Source organism: Streptococcus mitis, assembly GCF_023109235.1.
Taxonomy (GTDB): Bacteria; Bacillota; Bacilli; order Lactobacillales; family Streptococcaceae; genus Streptococcus; species Streptococcus mitis_DA.
In genome coordinates this window covers 109,507-132,384 of the sequence record NZ_JALDUC010000003.1, presented here as the reverse complement: position 1 = coordinate 132,384, position 22,878 = coordinate 109,507, and the positions used below count along the sequence as shown (strand labels likewise).

Here is a 22,878-nt window from a genome sequence, read left to right as displayed (position 1 = left end):
CATGACCATCACGGGTATTATCGCGGAGTTCAATCCTTTTCATAATGGCCACAAATACCTGCTTGAGCAGACGAAGGGGTTGAAAATTGTGGCCATGTCTGGGAATTTCATGCAGAGAGGCGAGCCTGCTATCGTGGACAAGTGGACACGAGCCCAGATGGCGCTTGAAAATGGTGCTGATCTGGTAGTGGAACTGCCCTTTTTAGTCAGTGTTCAGGCGGCGGATTTCTTTGGCCAAGGGGCTGTGGATATCTTGGCTCGGTTGGGTATTGATAGCCTCGCTTTTGGAACAGAAGAAGTTCTGGATTATCAAAAAATCGCTGACTTATACGCAGAGCAAGGTAGAGAGATGGAGAATTTTGTGGAAAATCTGCCTGATTCTCTCTCCTATCCCCAGAAAACCCAAGCCATGTGGAAGGAATTTGCTGGTCTTGATTTTTCAGGCCATACACCCAATCATGTTCTTGCTTTGGCCTATGCCAAGGCGGTTGCGGGACGAAATATCAAGCTGTATCCGATTCAGCGTCAGGGGGCTGGTTACCATTCTGTGGACCAGGATGTGGACTTCGCCTCGGCGACAGCCCTCCGTCAGCACCAAAGGGACAAAGATTTCTTAGAACGATTTATGCCTTCTGTTGCCCTATTTGAGCAGACCAGTAAAGTGAGCTGGGAAGACTATTTTCCTTTGCTCCGCTATCAAATCTTGTCAAATCCCGACATAACCACCATCTATCAGGTCAATCAAGAAATGGCTGTGCGCATTAAAGAGACCATCAAGACAGTCCAGTCTGTGGAAGACTTGGTTGAGGCGGTTGCGACCAAACGTTACACCAAGGCGCGTGTCAGACGCATTTTGACCTATATCTTGGTGCAGGCTAGAGAAAGTGACTTGCCAGAAGGCATCCATGTTCTTGGCTTTACTGAAAAAGGCAGGCAACATCTCAAGTCTTTGAAAGGGCAGGTCGATCTAGTCAGCCGAATTGGCAAAGAACCTTGGGATGCTATGACCCAAAAGGCAGACCAGATTTACCAACTGGGAAATCCAAGTATAGCAGAGCAGAATTTTGGAAGAGTGCCGATTAAATAGAATCAAACTAAGTCTACTGAAAGGTAGGCTTTTTGAGATTTTTTACGAATAAATAGATAGAGAAGAAAATCTTGTACAAGTTCCTGACAATTTCTTTCTTTTCGTGTATAATAGTGGAAAAGAGGTAAAACGAGGTATGGTTATGGAAGCAGTTCTTTACTCAACATTCCGAAATCATTTAAAGGACTACATGAAAAAGGTAAATGATGAATTTGAGCCTTTGACGGTGGTTAATAAAAATCCAGACGAGGACATTGTAGTCCTTTCAAAGAGCGAGTGGGATAGTATTCAGGAAACCCTGAGAATCGCTCAAAATAAGGAACTTTCTGATAAGGTTTTGCGAGGAATGGCTCAAGTCCGTACTGGAAGTACTCAGGTCCATGTTATTGAGGAGTGAGAAATGCTGCTCAAGTTTACAGAAGATGCCTGGGCTGATTATTGCTACTGGCAAAATCAGGATAAGAAAACCCTAAAACGAATCAACAAACTAATCAAGGATATTCAACGCGATCCATTTACAGGAATTGGTAAACCAGAACCACTCAAGTATGACTACCAAGGAGCATGGTCACGTCGTATTGATGCAGAAAATCGCTTGATTTATATGATGGATGGAGATAGCGTGGCTTTCTTGTCCTTTAAAGATCATTACTAAGTCTACTGCAAAGTAGGCTTTTTAAATAACAAGTTTATTTTAGTGATTGTGCCCTAAATTCCTCAAAACATATTCTATTTTAGGTTTGTGAAAATCACTTTTTTATGGTAGAATGTAAAAGAATGTATGTCATTCGGAATAACAATAAAATGAGGTGAAAACATGGAAATCATGTCGCTTGCGATTGCTGTTTTTGCCGTCATCATTGGTTTAGTCATTGGATATGTCAGCATCTCAGCTAAGATGAAATCATCTCAGGAAGCTGCGGAGTTGATGCTTTTAAATGCTGAACAAGAAGCAACTAATTTACGTGGACAAGCTGAGCGTGAAGCGGATTTACTTGTTAATGAAGCTAAACGTGAAAGCAAGTCTCTTAAAAAAGAAGCACTATTGGAGGCCAAAGAAGAAGCCAGAAAATACCGTGAAGAAGTGGACGCTGAATTCAAATCAGAACGTCAAGAACTCAAACAAATCGAAAGTCGTTTGACAGAGAGAGCTGCTAGCCTTGATCGTAAGGACGACAATTTGACGAGTAAAGAACAAACACTTGAACAAAAAGAACAAAGTATTTCTGATAGAGCGAAAAACCTTGATGCGCGTGAAGAGCAATTAGAGGAAGTCGAAAGACAAAAAGAAGCAGAACTAGAGCGTATTGGTGCCCTGTCTCAGGCAGAAGCACGAGATATTATCTTGGCACAGACAGAGGAAAACTTGACCAAGGAGATTGCTAGCCGCATTCGCGAAGCTGAGCAAGAGGTCAAGGAACGTTCTGACAAAATGGCCAAGGACATCTTAGTTCAAGCTATGCAACGTATTGCTGGTGAATATGTAGCGGAGTCAACAAACTCAACGGTTCATCTGCCAGACGATACTATGAAGGGACGCATTATTGGTCGTGAAGGTCGTAACATTCGCACCTTTGAAAGTTTGACTGGGGTTGATGTGATTATCGACGATACACCAGAAGTGGTGACCTTGTCAGGATTTGACCCGATTCGTCGTGAGATTGCCCGTATGACTATGGAAATGTTGCTCAAAGATGGTCGTATCCACCCAGCTCGTATCGAAGAGTTGGTTGAGAAAAACCGTCAAGAGATTGACAATAAGATCCGTGAATACGGTGAGGCTGCTGCCTATGAAATTGGTGCGCCAAACCTTCATCCAGACTTGATGAAGATTATGGGACGTTTGCAGTTCCGTACTTCTTATGGACAAAATGTCTTGCGTCATTCGATTGAGGTTGCTAAGTTGGCTGGTATCATGGCGAGCGAACTTGGTGAAAATGCGGCTCTTGCCCGTCGTGCTGGATTCCTTCACGATATCGGAAAAGCCATTGACCGTGAGGTTGAGGGTAGCCACGTTGAAATCGGTATGGAATTGGCCCGTAAGTACAAGGAACATCCAGTTGTGGTTAATACGATTGCTAGCCACCACGGAGATGTTGAAGCTGAGAGCGTCATTGCAGTTATCGTTGCTGCAGCAGACGCCTTGAGCGCAGCTCGTCCAGGTGCTCGTAGTGAGTCTCTTGAAAGCTACATCAAGCGTCTCCATGATTTGGAAGAAATTGCTAACGGCTTTGAAGGGGTACAAAATAGCTTTGCCCTTCAAGCAGGACGTGAAATCCGCATCATGGTCAATCCAGGACAAATCAAGGACGACAAAGTCACAATCTTAGCTCATAAAGTTCGTGAGAAAATTGAAAACAATCTCGATTACCCAGGAAATATCAAGGTAACCGTGATTCGCGAGCTTCGTGCAGTAGATTATGCTAAATAAATAAGAAAGAGCAGTTGAAAAATTACTGCTTTTTTGTTACACTAGATAGAAAGACTGTAAAGGATAATTTGGCTTTTGCCATTATTCTAGAGAAATGTTATTTCACAGACTGACTAAAAGGAGACACAATGGCAGACCGAGGCTTACTAATCGTTTTTTCAGGTCCTTCAGGGGTTGGAAAAGGAACGGTTAGAAGAGAGATTTTTGAGAGTTCTGAAAACCAATTTCAATACTCTGTATCGATGACGACACGCGCACAACGTCCCGGAGAAGTGGACGGTGTTGACTATTTCTTCCGTACTCGTGAAGAGTTTGAAGAGCTGATTCGTCAAGGACAGATGTTGGAATACGCAGAATATGTCGGCAACTACTATGGAACTCCTCTGACCTATGTCAATGAAACCTTGGACAAGGGAATCGATGTTTTCCTTGAAATTGAAGTTCAAGGTGCTCTTCAGGTCAAGAAAAAGGTTCCAGATGCTGTCTTTATCTTTCTGACACCACCAGATTTGGATGAATTGCAAGATCGTTTGGTAGGTCGTGGAACAGACAGTGCAGAAGTGATTGCCCAACGAATCGAAAAAGCCAAGGAAGAAATTGCCCTCATGCGTGAGTATGATTATGCGATTGTCAACGATCAGGTGCCCCTAGCTGCTGAGCGTGTCAAACGTGTTATCGAAGCAGAGCACTTCCGTGTGGATCGTGTCATTGGTCACTATCAGGAGATGTTGCCAAAATCTCCAACTACCCGATAAAATTTAGAAAATAGGTACAAGTAAATGATGTTAAAACCCTCTATTGATACCTTGCTTGACAAGGTTCCTTCAAAATATTCACTCGTAATCTTGGAAGCAAAACGTGCCCACGAATTAGAAGCAGGTGCGCCAGCAACTCAAGGTTTCAAGTCTGAAAAATCAACTCTTCGCGCTTTAGAAGAAATCGAATCAGGAAACGTTACAATTCACCCAGATCCAGAAGGAAAACGTGAAGCAGTTCGTCGCCGTATCGAAGAAGAAAAACGCCGCAAAGAAGAAGAAGAAAAGAAAATCAAAGAGCAAATCGCTAAAGAAAAAGAAGATGGTGAAAAAATTTAAGGTTGGGGGGACTCAATCTTATTTTTTCTATTGCAAGAATGTACTGATACTCAATGAAAATCAAAAAGCAAACTAGGAAGCTAGCCGCAAGCTGTACTTGAGTACGGTAAGGCGACGCTGACGTGGTTTGAATTTGATTTTCGAAGAGTATGACAAGGAGGAGGTGAGAAGATGACCATAGCAAAGATTATAGTAGATGTGCCCTTGATGCAGACAGACCAGCCCTATAGTTACAGGATTCCGGAGGAGTTTGAGGGAATGCTGGAGGTTGGGATGCGAGTTCATGTACCCTTTGGTAAGGGGAATCGCTTGATTCAAGGGATTGTTCTTGGTTTGGAGTCTCAAGCAGATGAAGAAGAGATGGAGCAAGATTTAAAAGATATTGTCGAGGTGCTGGATTTTTCTCCTGTTCTCACGCAAGAACAACTCTGGCTGGCTGAGGAGCTTCGCAAATCTGTCTTCTCCTACAAAATCTCTATCCTCAAGGCCATGTTGCCGGGATTTCTAAATTCCAGCTATGACAAGATTCTCTATCCTCTGGAAGGTCTGAGTCAGGAAGACCGAGTGCGTCTATTTGGTTCAGAAGATTCGCTAGCCTTTTCTTCTCTAGATTTAGCTAAGCAAGCTGAAATGATGCATTTGACTAGAAAAGGTCTGCTTGGTCTGGAATATCAGGCAGTCGATCAAAAGAAGGTCAAAACTCAGTCCTGGTATGAGGTGAATCTTGCTCAATTAGAAGGTGTCGAGATTTCTGCGCGTGCCAAGAAAAAGTTAGAATTGAGAGATTATTTGCTGTCTCATCCTGAGAGTGCTTCCTTGGTTAGTTTGCTGGAGATCTATTCGCGGGAGCAAGTTAACTTCTTTGTGGAACAAGGTGCTGTTTCCATAGTCCAAAAGGAAGTGCAACGCTCGGCTGCTTATTTTGAAGGGATTGAAGCAAGTCAGCCTTTGGAATTGAATGCAGAACAAAGACAGGCGCGTGATGCGGTTGTGAGTGCGATTGGTAGTCACCAGGCTCCCTTCCTCCTTCAAGGGATTACAGGAAGTGGGAAGACAGAAATTTACTTGCAGATTATCCAAGGGACCTTGGACAAGGGCAAGACAGCTATTTTGCTGGTACCTGAGATTTCTCTGACTCCACAGATGACGGAGCGTTTTATTGCTCGATTTGGTGAGAAAGTGGCCATCCTTCACTCAGGTTTGTCTAATGGTGAAAAGTATGATGAATGGCGCAAGGTAGAACGTGGCGATGCCCAAGTTGTTGTTGGTGCTAGATCGGCCATCTTTGCTCCGCTGAAAAATCTGGGTGTTATGATTATCGATGAGGAGCATGAAGCAACTTATAAGCAGGATAGTAATCCTCGTTACCATGCTAGAGAGGTTGCTATTTTACGGGCTCAGTATAATCAAGCAGCTCTGGTACTTGGATCTGCGACACCGAGCTTAGAGAGCCGTGCTCGGGCTGGAAAAGGCGTCTATCAACATTTGCGTTTGACCAAACGTGCCAATCCTTTAGCTACCATTCCTGAGGTTCAAGTGATTGATTTTCGGGACTATATTGGACAAAATGAGACGTCAAACTTTACGCCTCCTTTGCTAGAAGCTATTCAGGACCGTCTGGCTAAAAAAGAGCAGGTAGTTCTCATGCTAAACCGCCGTGGTTATTCTAGTTTTGTTATGTGTAGGGAGTGTGGGACTGTGGATACTTGTCCCAACTGTGATATTTCCCTGACCTTGCACATGGATACCAAGACCATGAATTGCCATTATTGTGGTTTTTCAAAGGACATTCCTCAAGTCTGCCCTAACTGTAAGAGTCGCAGCATTCGTTACTATGGGACAGGGACTCAGAAGGCTTATGACGAGCTGACAGAACTCTTTCCTCAAGCCCGTATTTTGCGGATAGATGTGGATACGACGCGTAAGAAAGGTAGCCATCAAGCTCTACTTGACCAGTTTGGTCGAGGGGAAGCAGATATTTTACTAGGTACTCAGATGATTGCCAAGGGATTGGATTTTCCCAATGTGACCCTAGTCGGAGTTCTCAATGCGGATACAGCCTTAAATCTGCCTGATTTCCGTTCTTCTGAGAGAACCTTCCAACTTTTGACTCAGGTGGCAGGTCGGGCAGGACGTGCTGAAAAAGCTGGTCAGGTTTTGATTCAGTCCTATAATCCGCAGCACTACGCTATTCGATATGCAAAAGAGCAGGACTACGAAGGCTTTTATGCCTATGAAATGGGAATCAGACGACAATTAGGCTATCCACCTTACTATTTCACTATTGGCATTACCCTTTCTCACAAGAAGGAAGAAGAGGTGGTCAAACGTGCCTATGAAGTCATGAACATTTTACGGTCAGGCTTATCAGATACCAGTAACATTCTTGGGCCGACGCCCAAACCCATCGCACGTACCCACAACCTCTATCATTACCAGATTTTAATTAAATACCGTTTAGAAGATGAGCTGGGGCCGACCCTCAACCAGGTCTTGGCCTTGACTCAAGAACGGGAAAATAGTGAGCTCCGTCTCAGCATTGACCATGAGCCACAGCAATTTTTATAAGAAGGAGAAGATATGACAAAATTAATCTTTATGGGGACCCCCGACTTTTCAGCAACTGTCTTAAAAGGACTTTTGACAGATGACCGTTATGAAATTCTAGCTGTCGTAACCCAGCCAGACCGTGCTGTTGGTCGTAAAAAAGTTATCCAAGAAACCCCAGTCAAGCAGGCTGCCAAGAAAGCAGGCCTTCCTATTTATCAACCTGAAAAATTATCTGGAAGTCCAGAGATGGAAGCTATTATGAAGCTAGGAGCAGATGGAATTGTGACTGCTGCTTTTGGGCAGTTTCTCCCGAGTAAACTCCTTGATAGCATGGACTTTGCAGTCAATGTTCACGCTTCCCTCCTTCCTAAACACCGTGGTGGTGCTCCAATCCATTATGCCTTGATTCAAGGGGATGATGAAGCTGGTGTGACCATTATGGAGATGGTTAAGGAAATGGATGCAGGAGATATGATTTCTCGTCGCAGTATTCCTATCACGGATGAGGACAATGTCGGTACCTTGTTTGAAAAATTGGCGCTAGTTGGTCGTGATTTGCTTTTGGACACTTTACCGGCTTATATTGCTGGGGAAATCAAACCTGAACCGCAGGATCCAAGTCAGGTTACCTTCTCTCCCAATATCCAGCCAGAGGAAGAAAAACTGGATTGGAGTAAAAGCAATCGTCAACTATTCAACCAAGTCCGTGGGATGAACCCCTGGCCTGTTGCCCATACTTTCCTTAAGGGTGACCGCTTTAAGATTTATGAAGCGCTACCAGTAGAAGGTCAGGGAAATCCAGGTGAGATCCTCTCTATCGGCAAGAAAGAATTGATTGTCGCAACGGCAGAAGGAGCTCTATCCCTCAAACAAGTGCAACCAGCTGGTAAGCCTAAGATGGATATTGCTTCCTTCCTCAATGGAGTTGGACGGACATTGACTGTAGGAGAACGATTTGGTGACTAAAGTAGAAACGGCAAGAAGTTTAGCTTTAGCAATATTAGAGGATGTTTTTGTTAATCAAGCATACTCAAACATTGCTTTAAATAAGCATCTCAAGGGAAGTCAGCTCTCTGCAGCAGACAAGGGTTTGGTGACCGAGCTGGTCTATGGAACGGTGTCCCGTAAACTGACTCTGGAATGGTACCTATCCCACTTTATCGAAGACAGAGACCAGTTAGACAGCTGGCTTTATGTTCTGCTTCTCATGAGTGCCTACCAGCTCAGCTATCTGGACAAGATTCCAGACCATGCTGTGGTCAATGAAGCAGTGGAATTTGCCAAAGTCCGTAAAAAAGGCAGTGAAAAATTAGTCAACGCCGTCCTTCGTCGTATCCTACGTGAAGGTTGGCCAGATATTGCCAGCATCAAACGAAAAAATAAGCATGATTCCATTGCCTATTCTCTCCCGGTTTGGTTAATTGCCAAGCTCAAGGAAGAATACGGAGAGGAGCGAGCGCAAGCTATTTTTGAAAGTCTCTTGGTGCGAAACAAAGCCAGTATTCGTGTAACAGATTTAAGCCGAAAAGAGGAAATCCAAGCCTTGTTGGAGGCCAGTGCTTCATCCTTGTCTCCTTCTGGTCTGGTTAAGGAGCAAGGACATTTTGCAGGCCATGATTTGTTTGCGGATGGAGCTATTACCATCCAAGATGAATCCAGTCAGCTTGTTGCTCCGACGCTTGATTTACAAGGTGATGAGCAGGTTCTAGATGCCTGTGCTGCTCCGGGTGGAAAAACATCCCATATAGCCTCTTATCTTACGACAGGTCAGGTTACGGCCCTGGATTTGTACGACCACAAGTTGGACCTGATCCAAGAAAATGCCCAACGTCTGGGAGTTGCAGACCGGGTTCAAACGCAAAAATTAGATGCCAGAAAGGTTCATGAGTTTTTTGGTAAGAATTCTTTTGATAAGATTTTGGTGGATGCTCCCTGTTCAGGAATCGGTCTGCTGCGCCGGAAACCAGATATCAAATACAATAAAGAAACGGCAGATTTCGCGTCCTTACAGGAAATTCAGCTAGAAATATTAGGTAGTGTTTGTCAAACACTACGCAAAGGTGGTATAATAACTTATAGTACCTGTACTATTGTCTCAGAGGAGAACTTTCAAGTCGTTCAGGCATTTTTAGAAAGTCATCCTGAATTTGAGCAGGTAAAACTAGAACATGAATGTAAGGATATCATGAAAGATGGTTGTATTCTCATTACACCTGAATTGTATGGAAGTGATGGATTTTTCATCAGCCAATTTCGCAAGATATCGGATTAGGAAGGAACTGACATATGGAAATTTCAATATTAACGGATGTTGGTCAAAAACGAACAAATAACCAAGACTATGTCAACCACTACGTCAACAGAGCAGGTCGTACTATGATTATCTTAGCTGACGGGATGGGAGGACACCGTGCAGGAAATATCGCGAGTGAAATGGCGGTTACAGATTTAGGTATCGCTTGGGTAGATACCCAAATTGATACCATCAACGAGGTGCGTGAATGGTTTGCTAACAACCTTGAGATTGAAAATCAAAGGATTAACCAATTGGGACAAAATGAAGCCTATAAAGGAATGGGGACAACCCTTGAGGCTGTAGCCATTATTGATAATCAGGCTATTTATGCTCACATCGGAGATTCTCGTATCGGTTTGATTCGTGGAGAAGAATACCACCAGTTAACGAGCGACCATTCTTTAGTCAATGAATTGCTTAAGGCTGGTCAATTGACACCTGAAGAAGCTGCTAGCCATCCACAGAAAAATATTATTACCCAGTCAATCGGTCAAAAAGATGAAATTCAGCCTGATTTTGGAATGATCACCCTTGAGCCTGGGGACTATCTCTTACTCAATAGTGATGGTTTGACAAATATGATTTCAGGCAGTGAGATTTCTGATATTGTAACCAGCGACATTTCTTTGGCAGATAAGGCAGCAACCTTGATCCGTTTTGCCAATAATGCTGGTGGTTTAGACAACATCACAGTTGCCCTTATTGCTGTTACTGAGGAGGAAACAGAATGATCCAAATCGGCAAGATTTTTGCCGGGCGGTATCGGATTCTCAAACAGATTGGTCGAGGAGGCATGGCAGATGTTTACTTGGCTAAAGATTTGATTCTAGACGGGGAAGAAGTGGCAGTAAAGGTCCTGAGGACCAACTACCAGACAGACCCGATTGCTGTGGCGCGTTTCCAGCGGGAAGCAAGAGCCATGGCGGATCTGGACCATCCTCATATCGTTCGGATTACAGATATCGGTGAAGAAGAGGGACAACAGTATCTCGCAATGGAATATGTTGCTGGATTAGACCTCAAACGCTATATCAAGGAACATCACCCTCTTTCAAATGAAGAAGCGGTTCGAATCATGGGACAAATCCTCTTGGCTATGCGCTTAGCCCATACTCGAGGAATTGTTCACAGGGATTTGAAACCGCAAAATATCCTTTTGACCCCAGATGGGACTGCCAAAGTTACAGACTTTGGGATTGCAGTAGCTTTTGCAGAGACAAGTTTGACTCAGACCAACTCAATGCTAGGTTCCGTTCATTATTTATCGCCAGAGCAGGCGCGTGGTTCTAAAGCAACTGTGCAGAGTGATATCTATGCCATGGGGATTATTTTCTATGAGATGCTGACAGGTCATATTCCTTACGATGGGGATAGTGCAGTGACCATCGCCCTCCAGCATTTCCAGAAACCTCTGCCGTCGGTTATAGCTGAAAATCCATCTGTGCCTCAGGCTTTAGAAAATGTTGTTATCAAGGCAACTGCTAAGAAATTGACAGATCGCTACAAATCAGTCGCTGAAATGTATGTGGATTTGTCGAGTAGTTTGTCTTATAATCGTCGTAATGAACCAAAGCTAGTCTTTGAAGATGCGACTAAGGCAGATACTAAAACTCTTCCTAAAGTTCCACAAAGTACCTTGACTTCTATTCCTAAAGCTCCGGTACAAGAGGGAAGACCTCAACCTAAGCCCCAGCCTCATCAGACAGAAAAACCAGTACCTAGTCCAAAGCCAACCAAACGCCGTCGTATGAAAGCACGTTATCCAATTTTATTTGCGACCTTCTTGTTGGTTGTGGCATCTTTGGTATGGATTTTATATAGAACGCCCGCTACCATTGCCGTTCCAAAGGTGGCAGGTCAGACGGTTGCGGAAGCTAAAGAAGCGCTTAAGAAAGCCAATTTTGAGGTTGGTGAAGAAAAAACAGAGGCTAGTGATAAGGTTGAAGAAGGTCGTGTTATTCGTACCGATCCTGACGCTGGTACGACACGCAAAGAAGGAACAAAAATTAATTTGATTGTGTCTTCTGGTCAGCAATCCTTCCAACTTGGAAATTATCTTGGAAGAAAGTCCAGTGATGTAGTGGCAGAATTGAAGGGCAAGAAGGTTCCAGAAAATCTGATTAAGATTGAGGAAGAAGAATCCAACGAAATCGAACCCGGTACAATCATGAAACAAAGTTTACCGGAGGGAACAACCTATGATCTTAGCAAGGCAACTCAAATAGTTTTGACAGTTGCTAAAAAAGTAAATTCTATTTCAATGCCAAGCTATATTGGTTCTAGCCGAGAATTTGCAGTCAATAATCTTACAGAGATATATGACATTAAAAAAGCTAATATCGAAGTTGTAGAAGTTTCTAAAGCTCCTGAAGGAACTGCTGAGGGGACTGTTGTAGAGCAAAGTCCAAAAGCAGGCGAAAAAGTAGACTTGAGCACTACTCGTGTTAAAATTTCTATTTATAAACCCAAAACACCACCGTCAAGTTCCTCTTCAACGTCAGTTCAACGTGGTAACCAAGGTTCACCTACTACTCCAAATCAAGGGAATCAACAAGGTGGCCAGCAAGGGAATCAACAAGGAACGGTTCCTACTCCGAGTCAACCAAATAGTGAAGGAAACCACGAAAATTCTCGTGATTAAACGAATCTTTGTCATGATTTCATGGCAAAGATTTTTTTTGACTCCAGATTTGTGATAGAATAGAGGGAGTTGATAAAAGGAGGAACGCATGGAAGAATCAAGAGAATTAAATGCCGTCATCGATGTGATTATGTTAGCAGGAACCATTCTCCTTAAAAGTGGTTCAGAGATTCATCGTGTAGAAGATACCATGATTCGTATTGCGCATTCGCAGGGAATTTTGGATTGCAATGTTCTGGCTATGCCTGCCGCAATCTTTTTCTCCATTGAAAATACCAATATTTCGCGAATGAAACGTGTGACTTCCTCTTCTTATAATATTGAAAAAGTCTGCGATGTCAACCAGATTTCTCGTCAGTTGGTAGGGGGAAAGCTGGATTTAGAGACGGCCTTCAAGCAATTGACGGCCTTGCAAGCTCAACCTCTTCCCTATACTAAGTTGCAGGTAACTTTGGCTGCGACCTTTAGCGCCCCTTTCTTTTCAATTATGTTTAGTGGAAATATCTACGATGCACTTGGGGCAGGAGTGGCTACCTTATTTGGTTTTGCATTTTCCCTTTATGTGGAAAAATTTATCCGAATTCCTTTTGTGACGGCCTTTGCTGGAGCCTTTGTATTTGGGATGATTGCCCAGTTTTGGGCTCGCTACACAGGCTTTCCTTCAACGGCAGATTTGATTATAGCTGGCGCGGTCATGCCTTTTGTACCAGGAATTGCCTTGACCAATGCGGTTCGTGATATTATGACCAACCACATAAACTCTGGTATGAGTAAGATGTTTGAATCCCTGCTCATTACCCTTGCTTTAGGGGCAGGAACTTCTGTCGCCTTGGTATTGATGAATTAATATGACACTAACAACCTTTTTATTACAAGCAGTAGCAAGTCTTCTTGCTATCATCACTTTTTTAATCGTACTCAATGTGCAACGTTCTATGCTCTTACCAGGAGGAATTTTGGGCATGGCTGTCTGGCTAATTTATCTTTTGCTCAAGGAACCGACCAATGTTATTGTGGCTACTTTTATTGCAGCCATTATCGGTTCTTGTGTCAGCCAGATTTTAAGTATTCTTTATAAGACACCTGCTGTGGTCTTTATCTTGGCCATCTTGGCACCTCTGGTTCCGGGTTATCTCTCCTATCGGACAACTGCCTTTTTTGTGACGGGAGATTACAGTCATGCCATTGCTAGTGCAACCTTAGTTGTTATGTTGGCTTTGGTGATTTCCATTGGAATGGCTAGTGGAACAGTGATTCTCAGACTTTATTCTCACTTACGAAAACAGCATAATGGTTAGAATAATAAGGGACTTGATTTGGTGAATCAAGTCTTTTTTCTCTCTTTTACTGCTATTTGTGATAAAATAGTATAGAACGATTTTTTACAATGAATGATAAAACAGAGGTAAATATGACAATCGGTATTGATAAGATTGGTTTTGCGACCAGTCAATATGTCTTGAAATTACAAGACTTAGCAGAAGCGAGGGGAATTGACCCTGAAAAATTAAGTAAAGGACTCTTACTCAAGGAATTGAGTATTGCGCCTCTAACTGAGGATATCGTGACCTTGGCAGCCAGTGCAAGTGATTCTATTTTAACTGAGCAAGAAAGAGCAGAAATTGATATGGTCATTGTGGCTACTGAGTCAGGAATTGACCAGAGTAAAGCTGCGGCCGTCTTTGTACATGGTTTGCTGGGCATCCAGCCCTTTGCTCGTAGTTTTGAGATTAAAGAAGCCTGCTATGGAGCGACAGCGGCCCTTCATTATGCCAAATTGCATGTGGAAAATTCTCCAGAGTCCAAAGTTTTAGTTATTGCCAGTGATATTGCCAAATATGGTATTGAAACACCTGGAGAACCCACTCAGGGTGCTGGAAGTGTGGCCATGTTGATTACACAGAATCCACGCATTATGGCCTTTAATAACGACAATGTGGCTCAGACTCGTGACATCATGGATTTCTGGCGTCCAAATTACTCAACAACTCCTTATGTAAATGGTGTCTATTCTACCCAGCAATACTTGGATAGTTTGAAAACGACTTGGCTTGAATATCAAAAACGCTACCAGCTTACTTTGGATGATTTTGCAGCTGTTTGCTTCCACTTGCCTTATCCTAAATTAGCGCTAAAAGGCTTGAAAAAAATCATGGATAAGAGCCTGCCTCAAGAGAAAAAAGACCTCTTGCAAAAGCATTTTGACCAGTCTATTCTCTACAGTCAAAAGGTGGGGAATATCTATACAGGTTCCCTCTTCCTCGGACTTTTGTCTCTCTTGGAAAATACAGATAGCTTGAAGGCTGGGGATAAAATTGCCCTTTATAGTTACGGAAGTGGGGCTGTAGCTGAGTTCTTCAGTGGTGCATTGGTTGAAGGATATGAAGCTTATCTGGATAAAGACCGTTTGAACAAGCTCAACCAACGAACTGCCCTGTCTGTTGCAGACTATGAAAAAGTCTTCTTTGAGGAAGTAGACTTAGATGAAACAAATTCTACCCAGTTTTCTGGCTATGAAAATCAAGATTTTGCCTTGGTTGAAATTGTTGACCACCAACGCCGTTATAGCAAGGTTGAAAAATAATGAAGATAAGTTGGAATGGATTTTCTAAAAAATCATACCAAGAGCGCCTCAAGTTGTTACAAGCTCAGGCGCTCCTTAGTCCTGAGAAGCAAGTGAGTTTGGAGCAGGATGAACAGATAAGTGTGACTGTGGCAGACCAGCTGAGTGAGAATGTGGTGGGAACTTTTTCTCTGCCTTATTCGCTGGTTCCAGAGGTCCTTGTCAATGGTCAGGAATACACAGTTCCCTATGTGACAGAAGAACCGTCCGTGGTTGCTGCGGCCAGCTATGCAAGTAAAATCATCAAGCGAGCAGGTGGCTTTACTGCTCAGGTTCATCAGCGCCAGATGATTGGGCAGGTAGCTCTTTATCAAGTTGCTGAACCTGAACAAGCTCAAGAGAAGATTACAAACAAAAAGACTGAGCTCTTGGAACTTGCCAATCAGGCCTATCCTTCTATCGTCAAACGTGGAGGTGGGGCGCGTGATTTGCATGTAGAGCAGATAAAAGGCGAAACTGACTTTCTCGTTGTTTATCTCCATGTCGATACCCAGGAAGCCATGGGTGCTAATATGCTCAACACCATGCTGGAAGCCTTGAAACCAGTCTTAGAAGAACTCTGTCAGGGACAGAGTCTCATGGGGATTCTGTCAAACTACGCGACCGATTCTCTGGTGACTGCAAGTTGTCGTATCGCCTTTCGCTACTTGAGCCGCCAAAAGGATCAAGGACGAGAGATTGCAGAGAAAATTGCGTTGGCTAGTCAGTTTGCGCAGGCTGATCCTTACCGAGCTGCTACTCACAATAAAGGGATTTTTAACGGCATTGATGCCATTTTGATTGCTACTGGTAATGACTGGCGTGCTATTGAGGCAGGAGCTCATGCTTTTGCAAGTCGAGATGGGCGCTACCAAGGTCTTAGTCAATGGACGCTGGACCTTGAAAGAGAAGAATTGGTCGGTGAGATAACCCTGCCTATGCCTGTAGCAACCAAGGGTGGCTCTATTGGTCTCAACCCTCGTGTAGCTCTTAGTCATGAACTACTGGGAAATCCTTCTGCTAAAAAATTAGCCCAGCTTATCGTGTCTATCGGACTTGCTCAAAACTTTGCGGCCCTTAAAGCCTTGGTGAGTACAGGCATCCAGCAAGGTCACATGAAATTGCAGGCCAAATCCTTAGCTCTCCTAGCAGGTGCCAGTGAGGCCGAAGTTGTTCCCCTAGTCGAGCGCCTCATCGCAGATAAAACCTTTAACCTAGAGACAGCCCAGCGTTATTTAGAAAACTTAAGATCATAAAAAACTCAGACGAATTGGTCTGAGTTTTCTTGTGCTTAAATACTTTTTCCAGGTAATAGAGTAACTGGTAAGAAGTAACCAGTTGTCGCGACTTCCTTGCCTTCGATTTTTTGCAAGAGAAGGTCAACAGTGAGGCAGGCAATCTCTTCCAAGGGTTGCTTAATAGTAGCCAGTTGAGGATAGTAATTCTCGATAAAATAGGTACCATCGTAACCGATGACTTTGAGCTCTTCAGGAACAGAAATGCCTAGTTCTTGAGCAATTTTAATGACCAGAATAGCTGTCAAATCATCTGAAGCAAAAATGGCATCTGGCTTTTGTCGAGTCAAGATATTCTTGATTTCCATTTCTTTTCTGACAGGAGAAAAGTCACTGGAAACATTGATAATAGGTGCTTTGGGGAGAACAGATGCAAAGCCAGCGTGGCGTAGTCCAGTTGGCGAGTTAGAATTGTCATTTCCTGTAATCATGATGATAGACTGGGCGCCTGTCTTGACTAAGGTCTGGGCAGCAAGAACCCCACCAGCGTAGTTGTCAGAGGAAACGACTGGAATGTCTGGCGATAGGTTTCGGTCAAAGGAAATAATCGGTGCTGTCACACGATTGTAGTCTTCAATTCCTAAGTTGTGACTACCAGAAATGATACCGTCCACCTGATTGGCTTCCAGCATTTCGATGTACTCGCGTTCTTTTTCAGAATCATGCTCACTGTTGCAGATGATGGTCTTATAACCATTTTTGAAGAGTTGGTGTTCCAGCTTATCAATCAATTCTGCGTAGAAAACGTTGGAAATATTTGGGAAAATCAAGCCGATTAATTTAGCCGATTTTCCTTGCAGACTACGAGCTAGGTTGTTGGGTTTATAGCCCAATTCCCGCATGGCTTCATTGACCTTTTGAATAGTTTTCTCTGATAAATAGCCTTTTTTATTGATAACCCGAGAAACGGTAGTAGGGCTGACGCCTGCAAGTTTGGCGACATCAGTTAGTTTTGCGACCATAATCTAATTCATAGTAAGTTCCAGTTGGGTTTCCAGATTTGATCAGGATACCATTTTGGTCCGCATGTGGGAAGACACGACCAGAAAATACTTTTTCTCCTTTATTGATGAAAATTTCAAAGACAGAGTTATCGATGAAGATTGTAGCAGTAGTAGCCTGGTTATCGATTGGGCAAGAACGAGTTGTCCCAAATTCTTGAGCGTACTGTTCACCAGCTTGGCTACGATCCACTGTCACTTGACCATTTACAAGGTCAAAGTTGATTGAAAGTCCCTTGCCTTCTTTATCAGCAAGTAAGACAATCTCGCTCTGGCTATTGGCTTCCAAGTTGAGTTCAAGTTCGTAAGTGTTATTGGTTTGGGCACGATTTGAGAAGGCTTCTTCAGAAGCACGAAGGTCCTTGACAGCTGCGACTGGGTATTGGTAGAGTTTACCGTCTTTGATAGTGAGTTCTTTGACCAAAGAGAAGGTTCCTTGGTGGTCAAAACGATCAGAAGGGTAAGAAACATCTGGCAAACCAAGCCAGCTAACAGCTAGAGCACGTCCATCAGGAGAGTTGAAGGCTTGAGTTGCATAGGCTTCGAAACCATAGTCCATGTTTTGAAGTTGAGACACATCTACCATTTTGGCATTTTCAGGGTCAAAGGAAGCCCCAATCTTATACATATTTGGATAGATATTATCGTAATCTAGAACTTTCTTATCCAATCCTTGTGGGCAGTAAAGAAGGACAGGTTGCTCCCCTACAAAGATCAGATTTGGGCATTCCATCATATAGGCAGTGCGGTCGTTAGCAAAGTCAAGGTCGCCAACAGCTTGCCAGTTTGTGTAGTCGTTGTCAATAGCTTTGTAGAGACGAACGAAGCCTTTTTTCTCCAAATCTTGTCCACCGACGATGGCATAGTATTGACCTTTAAAATTAAAAATTTGCGGATCGCGGAAGTGGTCTGTAGAGTCTGCCGGCTGGTCAATTAAGATCTTGTCAATCTTCGTAATATTGCCTTCCTTATCCATCAAAGCCCCAATCTGGTATGGGTGACGGATCCAATTTTCATCGCGGACATTTCCTGTATAAAATAGGAATAAGTTATCGCCAAACTGCATGGCAGAACCAGAGTAGGCACCGTGGCTATCTAATGGAGTGTCAGGCAAAACTTTGACTCCAGTTTCTGTGAAATGAACCAAGTCCTCACTTTCCAATTGAACCCAAGATTTCAAACCATGGGCTGCACCAAAAGGAAAGTTCTGATAAAAAACAATCCACTTTCCATCAAAGTAAGAAAAGCCATTTGGGTCGTTTAGGAGTCCTGTTTTTGGCTCAACATGGTAATGAGTATGCCATGGAGATTGTGCCATATTTTCTTTTATATGTTGAATTTCTTCTTGCGTCCAATCTTGATAAAGTCTGTAACGACGCTCAGTTGTCCATTTCATTCATTCATTCCTCCAAAAATCTTATCACTTTTAATAGTAACCGTTTTCGGAAAAAAAAGCAAGCCTTTTATGTTAAAAAAAAGAAAAAACTGTCAAACGTTTGTCACAAAATAAATGCAGGAAATCAATCAACTTTTCAAGAAAATATGAAAGAGAATGAAACAAAACCCTTTTAAATAAGATTTCAAACTTATTTTTTCAAGGAATACCTGATAAAACAGTCAAAATCAATCAATCTAAAGCATGCTTACTAAGTGGATAGAATATTTTTTCTGCAAAACGCTTGACATATTTCTAAAACATGATAAAATAATAGTCGTAGGGCGGATAAAATCGCTTTCAAACAAGAACAAAATTTTATATAAGGAGATTTTTGCAAATGAACAATCAGGAAATTGCAAAAAAAGTCATCGATGCCTTGGGCGGACGTGAAAATGTCAACAGTGTTGCCCACTGTGCGACTCGTCTTCGTGTCATGGTCAAAGATGAAGGAAAAATCAATAAAGAAGTGATTGAGAACTTGGAAAAAGTTCAAGGTGCTTTCTTTAACTCAGGTCAATACCAAATCATCTTTGGTACAGGTACAGTTAACAAAATGTACGATGAAGTTGTTGCACTTGGTTTGCCAACATCATCTAAAGATGATATGAAAGCAGAAGCTGCCAAACAAGGGAACTGGTTCCAACGTGCTATCCGTACTTTCGGTGACGTTTTCGTTCCAATCATCCCAGTTATCGTAGCAACAGGTCTTTTCATGGGTGTACGTGGTCTATTGACTGCTCTTGGAATGACACTTCCAGCTGACGTGACAACTTACACGCAAATCTTGACAGATACAGCCTTTATCATCTTGCCAGGTTTGGTTGTGTGGTCAACCTTCCGTGTATTCGGTGGAAATCCAGCCGTTGGTATCGTTCTTGGTATGATGCTTGTTTCTGACTCGCTTCCAAACGCTTGGGCAGTCGCTTCAGGTGGTGAAGTAACAGCTATGAACTTCTTTGGTTTCATCCCTGTTGTTGGTTTGCAAGGTTCTGTTCTTCCAGCCTTCATCATCGGGGTTGTCGGAGCTAAATTTGAAAAAGCTGTCCGCAAGGTTGTTCCAGATGTCATTGACCTCTTGGTAACGCCATTTGTTACACTTTTGGTCATGTCTATCCTTGGACTCTTTGTCATTGGACCGGTCTTCCACGTCGTTGAAAACTACATCCTTATCGCTACAAAAGCGATCCTCAGCTTGCCATTTGGTCTTGGTGGTTTCTTGATCGGTGGGGTTCACCAATTGATTGTCGTGTCAGGTGTGCACCACATTTTCAACTTGCTTGAAGTTCAATTGCTTGCTGCTGACCATGCTAACCCATTCAACGCGATCATCACAGCTGCTATGACAGCTCAAGGTGCTGCGACTGTTGCGGTTGGTGTTAAAACTAAAAATCCAAAACTAAAAACACTTGCTTTCCCAGCTGCTCTTTCTGCCTTCCTAGGTATTACAGAGCCTGCTATTTTCGGGGTTAACTTGCGTTTCCGTAAACCATTCTTCCTTTCATTGATTGCTGGTGCAATCGGTGGTGGATTGGCTTCTATCCTTGGACTTGCAGGTACTGGTAATGGTATCACCGTCATCCCTGGTACAATGCTTTACATCGGTAACGGACAACTTGCACAATACCTTCTTATGGTAGCTGTATCATTCGTTCTTGGTTTCGCTCTTACTTATATGTTTGGTTATGAGGATGAAAAAGAAGTTGCTACTGAAGTAGAGACAGAACGTTTGGTCCAAGAAGAAACAACTGGTAACATTCCAGCAACTCTTCAAAATGAAACACTTGTAACTCCTATCGTTGGTGACGTTGTTGCTCTTGCTGATGTTAATGACCCAGTATTCTCAAGTGGAGCTATGGGACAAGGTATCGCTGTGAAACCTAGCCAAGGTGTGGTATATGCACCAGCTGATGCTGAAGTTTCAATTGCCTTTCCAACAGGACACGCTTTTGGTTTGAAAACAACTGATGGTGCTGAAGTTTTGATCCACGTTGGTATTGACACTGTATCTATGAATGGTGAAGGTTTTGAAGCAAAAGTTGCTCAAGGTGACAAGGTTAAAGCTGGCGATGTTCTTGGAACATTTGACTCAAACAAAATCGCTGCAGCTGGACTTGATGATACAACAATGGTTATCGTTACAAATACAGCTGACTACGCTTCAGTAGATTCAGTCGCAACTGGTTCAGTTGCGAAGGGGGATGCTGTGATCGAAGTGAAAGCTTAATCTTTCCTAGCTAAATGAAAACGAACAAATGACATGTTTGTTCGTTTTTGCTTGAATGGTAAGATTTACAGAGGAAAATCTAAAAAATTGAGAAACTTAGATTTTCGAAATATGCTATAATAAAGAAAATAAAAACAAGAGGTTTATCATGACAAAATTATATGGAAGCTTGGAAGCGGGCGGTACAAAATTTGTCTGTGCTGTCGGTGATGAAAACTTTAACGTTGTAGAAAAAACACAATTTCCAACAACAACTCCAATCGAAACAATCGATAAAACCATTGAGTTCTTCTCAAAATTCGATAACCTTGCTGGTCTTGCAGTTGGTTCATTTGGTCCGATTGATATTGATAAAAACTCAAAAACTTATGGCTTTATCACAACGACTCCAAAACCAAACTGGGCAAATGTGGACTTGCTTGGTGCCCTTCGTCGCGCCCTCAACGTGCCAATGTACTTCACTACAGACGTAAACAGCTCTGCTTATGGTGAAGTGGTTGCCCGTAATAATGCTGGTGGCCGTATCGAAAACTTGGTTTACTACACAATCGGTACAGGTATCGGTGCAGGTGTCATCCAACGTGGTGAGTTTATCGGTGGTGTGGGTCACCCTGAAATGGGTCATTACTATGTGGCTAGACACCCAATGGATATTGAAAAAGAGTTTAAGGGTGTTTGTCCTTTCCATAAGGGATGTCTGGAAGGCTATGCAGCTGGTCCAAGTTTGGAAGCTCGTACAGGTGTTCGTGGGGAAAATATTGAACTCAACAACCCTGTTTGGGATGTTCAAGCCTACTATATCGCTCAAGCTGCGGTTAATGCGACAGTGACTTTCCGCCCAGACGTGATTGTCTTTGGTGGAGGGGTCATGGCACAACAACACATGCTGGATCGTGTCCGTGAGAAATTTACATCTCTTCTCAACGGCTACCTACCAGTACCAGATGTGCGTGATTACATTGTAACGCCCGCAGTCGCAGGAAATGGTTCTGCCACACTTGGGAACTTTGTTCTTGCAAAAGAAGTTTCAAAATAAAGCACAAAATCCGCTTGGGAAACCAAACGGATTTTTTACATATCAAAGCATTTGCCAGAAAAAGTCGATAATATAGGTCAGACCGTAGGTGTAAACCACGAGGGTAAAGGGCTTGGTCAGAATGATGATAGTCATATAGCGCTTGAAGCTCATCTTGGTCAGGGCGGCCAGCATACAGAGAAAGTCAGCTGGACTAATGGGCCAAATCATCATAAAGATAAAGAAACGGTCAAAACGATTGCCCTTATCCAACCAACCAATATACTTGTCATAGGTGCGCTTGCTGACGACAGACTGAACAAAGGCAGCCCCATAGAGGCGCACTAGATAAAAGATAATGGCACAGCCGATCACGATGCCGATATAGTTGTAGATAGTCCCGATAATGTGGCCGTAAATAAAGACCCCTGCCACAGAGGTCAAGGCCCCAGGAATGATAGGGACGACCGTCTGTAAAATCTGTAAAAAGATAAAGAGAGGTGGCCCCCAGATACCTGCCTGCTGGATAAAGGCAGAGAGGGTTTCCTTAGACTGTAAAACCCCAGCCTGATAAGCCCAAATACAGAAAATCAAACTCCCAACCCCACCGACAATCGATGAGATGTTGATAACTTGCTGTAAAAGGGGAGAAACAGCTTTCATTTGTTTATCCTGTGACATGTAAACTCCTCATAGATAGTATAGTTCTACTATACCATATTTTGGAGGAGAAAGGGGGAATGAGTGTTTTTGTGAGAGTGAAGCTCAAGAATTCAAACCTAATTTTATGCCTTTTATAAAATTTAAGAATAGGTTTCATGATATAATGTGTATAAGTAAATTCATATTGGAGAATTGAAATGAAATCAACAATAGAGAAAATTAATAAATTTCGGGATGATCGGGATTGGAGAAAATTTCACAATGAAAAAGATTTAGCTATATCTATCTTGCTGGAATCTAGTGAACTTCTAGAATTGTTCCAATGGAAGCAATCTGAAGAAGTTACAACAAAGTCTCTTGAAAGAATTAAAGAAGAACTAGCGGATGTGCTAATATATTCAATAATGTTAGCTGATAATTTACAACTGGATATAGAACAGATTATTGAAGAAAAATTAGAAAAAAATAAAGCGAAATATCCTGTTAAATTAAGTAAAGGAAATAATAAAAAATATACTGAATTATAGTGTTGAGTAACTGA

The 22,878-nt window shown here is 42.8% G+C and carries 21 protein-coding genes; 18 read left to right on the top strand and 3 right to left on the bottom strand.

Features of this window, described 5'->3' with window-relative positions:
- Position 1 precedes the first annotated feature (1 nt).
- The 15 genes from M1F55_RS03145 to M1F55_RS03075 all read left to right on the top strand — a co-directional run bounded on the left by M1F55_RS03145 (position 2) and on the right by M1F55_RS03075 (position 15,957).
- Positions 2-1,087 (top strand): nucleotidyltransferase, encoded by a 1,086-nt coding sequence (locus M1F55_RS03145; RefSeq protein WP_247947264.1) that lies wholly within the window; start codon positions 2-4, stop codon positions 1,085-1,087.
- 142 nt (positions 1,088-1,229) lie between these two features.
- Positions 1,230-1,484 (top strand): type II toxin-antitoxin system Phd/YefM family antitoxin, encoded by a 255-nt coding sequence (locus M1F55_RS03140; RefSeq protein ID WP_031240567.1) that lies wholly within the window; start codon positions 1,230-1,232, stop codon positions 1,482-1,484.
- Positions 1,485-1,487: 3 nt separating this feature from the next.
- Positions 1,488-1,742: a Txe/YoeB family addiction module toxin gene (locus tag M1F55_RS03135; RefSeq protein WP_000924721.1), complete on the top strand. Its 255-nt coding sequence runs from the start codon at positions 1,488-1,490 to the stop codon at positions 1,740-1,742.
- Positions 1,743-1,904: 162 nt separating this feature from the next.
- Positions 1,905-3,518 carry a ribonuclease Y gene (locus M1F55_RS03130; protein WP_247947263.1) on the top strand — a complete coding sequence of 538 codons (1,614 nt, stop codon included), beginning with the start codon at positions 1,905-1,907 and terminating at the stop codon, positions 3,516-3,518.
- 128 nt (positions 3,519-3,646) lie between these two features.
- Entirely contained in the window at positions 3,647-4,273 is a 627-nt protein-coding gene (gene gmk / locus M1F55_RS03125) for a guanylate kinase (protein WP_000775041.1), read from the top strand.
- Positions 4,274-4,297: 24 nt separating this feature from the next.
- Positions 4,298-4,612, top strand: a complete 315-nt coding sequence (gene rpoZ, locus M1F55_RS03120; RefSeq protein ID WP_000979235.1) for a DNA-directed RNA polymerase subunit omega — start codon at positions 4,298-4,300, stop codon at positions 4,610-4,612.
- 171 nt (positions 4,613-4,783) lie between these two features.
- Positions 4,784-7,180 (top strand): primosomal protein N', encoded by a 2,397-nt coding sequence (locus tag M1F55_RS03115; protein ID WP_247947262.1) that lies wholly within the window; start codon positions 4,784-4,786, stop codon positions 7,178-7,180.
- A 12-nt stretch (positions 7,181-7,192) separates the two neighbouring features.
- Positions 7,193-8,128 carry a methionyl-tRNA formyltransferase gene (gene fmt / locus M1F55_RS03110; RefSeq protein WP_000163709.1) on the top strand — a complete coding sequence of 312 codons (936 nt, stop codon included), beginning with the start codon at positions 7,193-7,195 and terminating at the stop codon, positions 8,126-8,128.
- Positions 8,121-9,434 (top strand): 16S rRNA (cytosine(967)-C(5))-methyltransferase RsmB, encoded by a 1,314-nt coding sequence (gene rsmB / locus M1F55_RS03105; protein ID WP_004241274.1) that lies wholly within the window; start codon positions 8,121-8,123, stop codon positions 9,432-9,434. The genes fmt and rsmB overlap by 8 nt, the downstream gene beginning before the upstream one ends.
- 14 nt (positions 9,435-9,448) lie before the next feature.
- Entirely contained in the window at positions 9,449-10,189 is a 741-nt protein-coding gene (locus M1F55_RS03100; protein ID WP_247947261.1) for a Stp1/IreP family PP2C-type Ser/Thr phosphatase, read from the top strand.
- Positions 10,186-12,099 carry a Stk1 family PASTA domain-containing Ser/Thr kinase gene (gene pknB / locus M1F55_RS03095; RefSeq protein WP_024057273.1) on the top strand — a complete coding sequence of 638 codons (1,914 nt, stop codon included), beginning with the start codon at positions 10,186-10,188 and terminating at the stop codon, positions 12,097-12,099. Before M1F55_RS03100 ends, pknB begins: the two co-directional genes overlap by 4 nt.
- Positions 12,100-12,187: 88 nt before the next feature.
- Positions 12,188-12,946: a threonine/serine exporter family protein gene (locus M1F55_RS03090; protein ID WP_024057274.1), complete on the top strand. Its 759-nt coding sequence runs from the start codon at positions 12,188-12,190 to the stop codon at positions 12,944-12,946.
- 1 nt (position 12,947) lies between these two features.
- The gene (locus M1F55_RS03085) at positions 12,948-13,397 is read left to right on the top strand and encodes a threonine/serine exporter family protein (RefSeq protein WP_020901615.1); all 450 of its coding nucleotides are present in this window, start codon (positions 12,948-12,950) and stop codon (positions 13,395-13,397) included.
- 113 nt (positions 13,398-13,510) lie between these two features.
- Positions 13,511-14,683: a hydroxymethylglutaryl-CoA synthase gene (locus tag M1F55_RS03080; protein WP_173876751.1), complete on the top strand. Its 1,173-nt coding sequence runs from the start codon at positions 13,511-13,513 to the stop codon at positions 14,681-14,683.
- Positions 14,683-15,957, top strand: a complete 1,275-nt coding sequence (locus M1F55_RS03075; RefSeq protein WP_247947260.1) for a hydroxymethylglutaryl-CoA reductase, degradative — start codon at positions 14,683-14,685, stop codon at positions 15,955-15,957. Before M1F55_RS03080 ends, M1F55_RS03075 begins: the two co-directional genes overlap by 1 nt.
- Positions 15,958-15,992: 35 nt before the next feature.
- Here the strand turns inward: M1F55_RS03075 and M1F55_RS03070 are convergent, their stop codons facing one another.
- A complete protein-coding gene (locus M1F55_RS03070; RefSeq protein WP_000226009.1) occupies positions 15,993-16,958 on the bottom strand; it encodes a LacI family DNA-binding transcriptional regulator in 966 nt (321 codons plus the stop codon).
- Positions 16,939-18,393, bottom strand: a complete 1,455-nt coding sequence (locus M1F55_RS03065; protein ID WP_033685441.1) for a sucrose-6-phosphate hydrolase — start codon at positions 18,391-18,393, stop codon at positions 16,939-16,941. Before M1F55_RS03065 ends, M1F55_RS03070 begins: the two co-directional genes overlap by 20 nt.
- 379 nt (positions 18,394-18,772) lie before the next feature.
- Here M1F55_RS03065 and M1F55_RS03060 point away from each other — a divergent pair, with 379 nt between their 5' ends.
- Positions 18,773-20,659, top strand: coding sequence for a sucrose-specific PTS transporter subunit IIBC (locus tag M1F55_RS03060; RefSeq protein ID WP_023948466.1), 1,887 nt, complete (start codon positions 18,773-18,775; stop codon positions 20,657-20,659).
- 148 nt (positions 20,660-20,807) lie between these two features.
- On the top strand, positions 20,808-21,695 hold the full coding sequence (gene scrK / locus M1F55_RS03055) for a fructokinase ScrK (RefSeq protein WP_000164310.1): 888 nt from the start codon (positions 20,808-20,810) through the stop codon (positions 21,693-21,695).
- A 42-nt stretch (positions 21,696-21,737) separates the two neighbouring features.
- Here scrK and M1F55_RS03050 read toward each other — a convergent pair whose 3' ends face one another.
- Positions 21,738-22,355: a TVP38/TMEM64 family protein gene (locus tag M1F55_RS03050; RefSeq protein WP_000076170.1), complete on the bottom strand. Its 618-nt coding sequence runs from the start codon at positions 22,353-22,355 to the stop codon at positions 21,738-21,740.
- A 179-nt stretch (positions 22,356-22,534) separates the two neighbouring features.
- Between M1F55_RS03050 and M1F55_RS03045 the strand changes: the two genes are divergently transcribed.
- Complete coding sequence (locus M1F55_RS03045; RefSeq protein WP_049546989.1) at positions 22,535-22,864, top strand: MazG-like family protein; 330 nt, start codon at positions 22,535-22,537, stop codon at positions 22,862-22,864.
- Positions 22,865-22,878: the final 14 nt, after the last annotated feature.

Coding starts and splice junctions, on each gene's coding strand:
- gmk (WP_000775041.1), top strand. CDS start 3,647: ATGGCAGACCGAGGCTTACTAATCGTTTTTTCAGGTCCTTCAGGGGTT.
- pknB (WP_024057273.1), top strand. CDS start 10,186: ATGATCCAAATCGGCAAGATTTTTGCCGGGCGGTATCGGATTCTCAAA.
- M1F55_RS03115 (WP_247947262.1), top strand. CDS start 4,784: ATGACCATAGCAAAGATTATAGTAGATGTGCCCTTGATGCAGACAGAC.
- M1F55_RS03050 (WP_000076170.1), bottom strand. CDS start 22,355: ATGTCACAGGATAAACAAATGAAAGCTGTTTCTCCCCTTTTACAGCAA.
- M1F55_RS03070 (WP_000226009.1), bottom strand. CDS start 16,958: ATGGTCGCAAAACTAACTGATGTCGCCAAACTTGCAGGCGTCAGCCCT.
- rpoZ (WP_000979235.1), top strand. CDS start 4,298: ATGATGTTAAAACCCTCTATTGATACCTTGCTTGACAAGGTTCCTTCA.
- M1F55_RS03065 (WP_033685441.1), bottom strand. CDS start 18,393: ATGAAATGGACAACTGAGCGTCGTTACAGACTTTATCAAGATTGGACG.
- M1F55_RS03080 (WP_173876751.1), top strand. CDS start 13,511: ATGACAATCGGTATTGATAAGATTGGTTTTGCGACCAGTCAATATGTC.
- M1F55_RS03075 (WP_247947260.1), top strand. CDS start 14,683: ATGAAGATAAGTTGGAATGGATTTTCTAAAAAATCATACCAAGAGCGC.
- M1F55_RS03060 (WP_023948466.1), top strand. CDS start 18,773: ATGAACAATCAGGAAATTGCAAAAAAAGTCATCGATGCCTTGGGCGGA.
- M1F55_RS03085 (WP_020901615.1), top strand. CDS start 12,948: ATGACACTAACAACCTTTTTATTACAAGCAGTAGCAAGTCTTCTTGCT.
- fmt (WP_000163709.1), top strand. CDS start 7,193: ATGACAAAATTAATCTTTATGGGGACCCCCGACTTTTCAGCAACTGTC.
- M1F55_RS03045 (WP_049546989.1), top strand. CDS start 22,535: ATGAAATCAACAATAGAGAAAATTAATAAATTTCGGGATGATCGGGAT.
- M1F55_RS03145 (WP_247947264.1), top strand. CDS start 2: ATGACCATCACGGGTATTATCGCGGAGTTCAATCCTTTTCATAATGGC.
- M1F55_RS03130 (WP_247947263.1), top strand. CDS start 1,905: ATGGAAATCATGTCGCTTGCGATTGCTGTTTTTGCCGTCATCATTGGT.
- scrK (WP_000164310.1), top strand. CDS start 20,808: ATGACAAAATTATATGGAAGCTTGGAAGCGGGCGGTACAAAATTTGTC.
- M1F55_RS03135 (WP_000924721.1), top strand. CDS start 1,488: ATGCTGCTCAAGTTTACAGAAGATGCCTGGGCTGATTATTGCTACTGG.
- M1F55_RS03100 (WP_247947261.1), top strand. CDS start 9,449: ATGGAAATTTCAATATTAACGGATGTTGGTCAAAAACGAACAAATAAC.
- M1F55_RS03140 (WP_031240567.1), top strand. CDS start 1,230: ATGGAAGCAGTTCTTTACTCAACATTCCGAAATCATTTAAAGGACTAC.
- M1F55_RS03090 (WP_024057274.1), top strand. CDS start 12,188: ATGGAAGAATCAAGAGAATTAAATGCCGTCATCGATGTGATTATGTTA.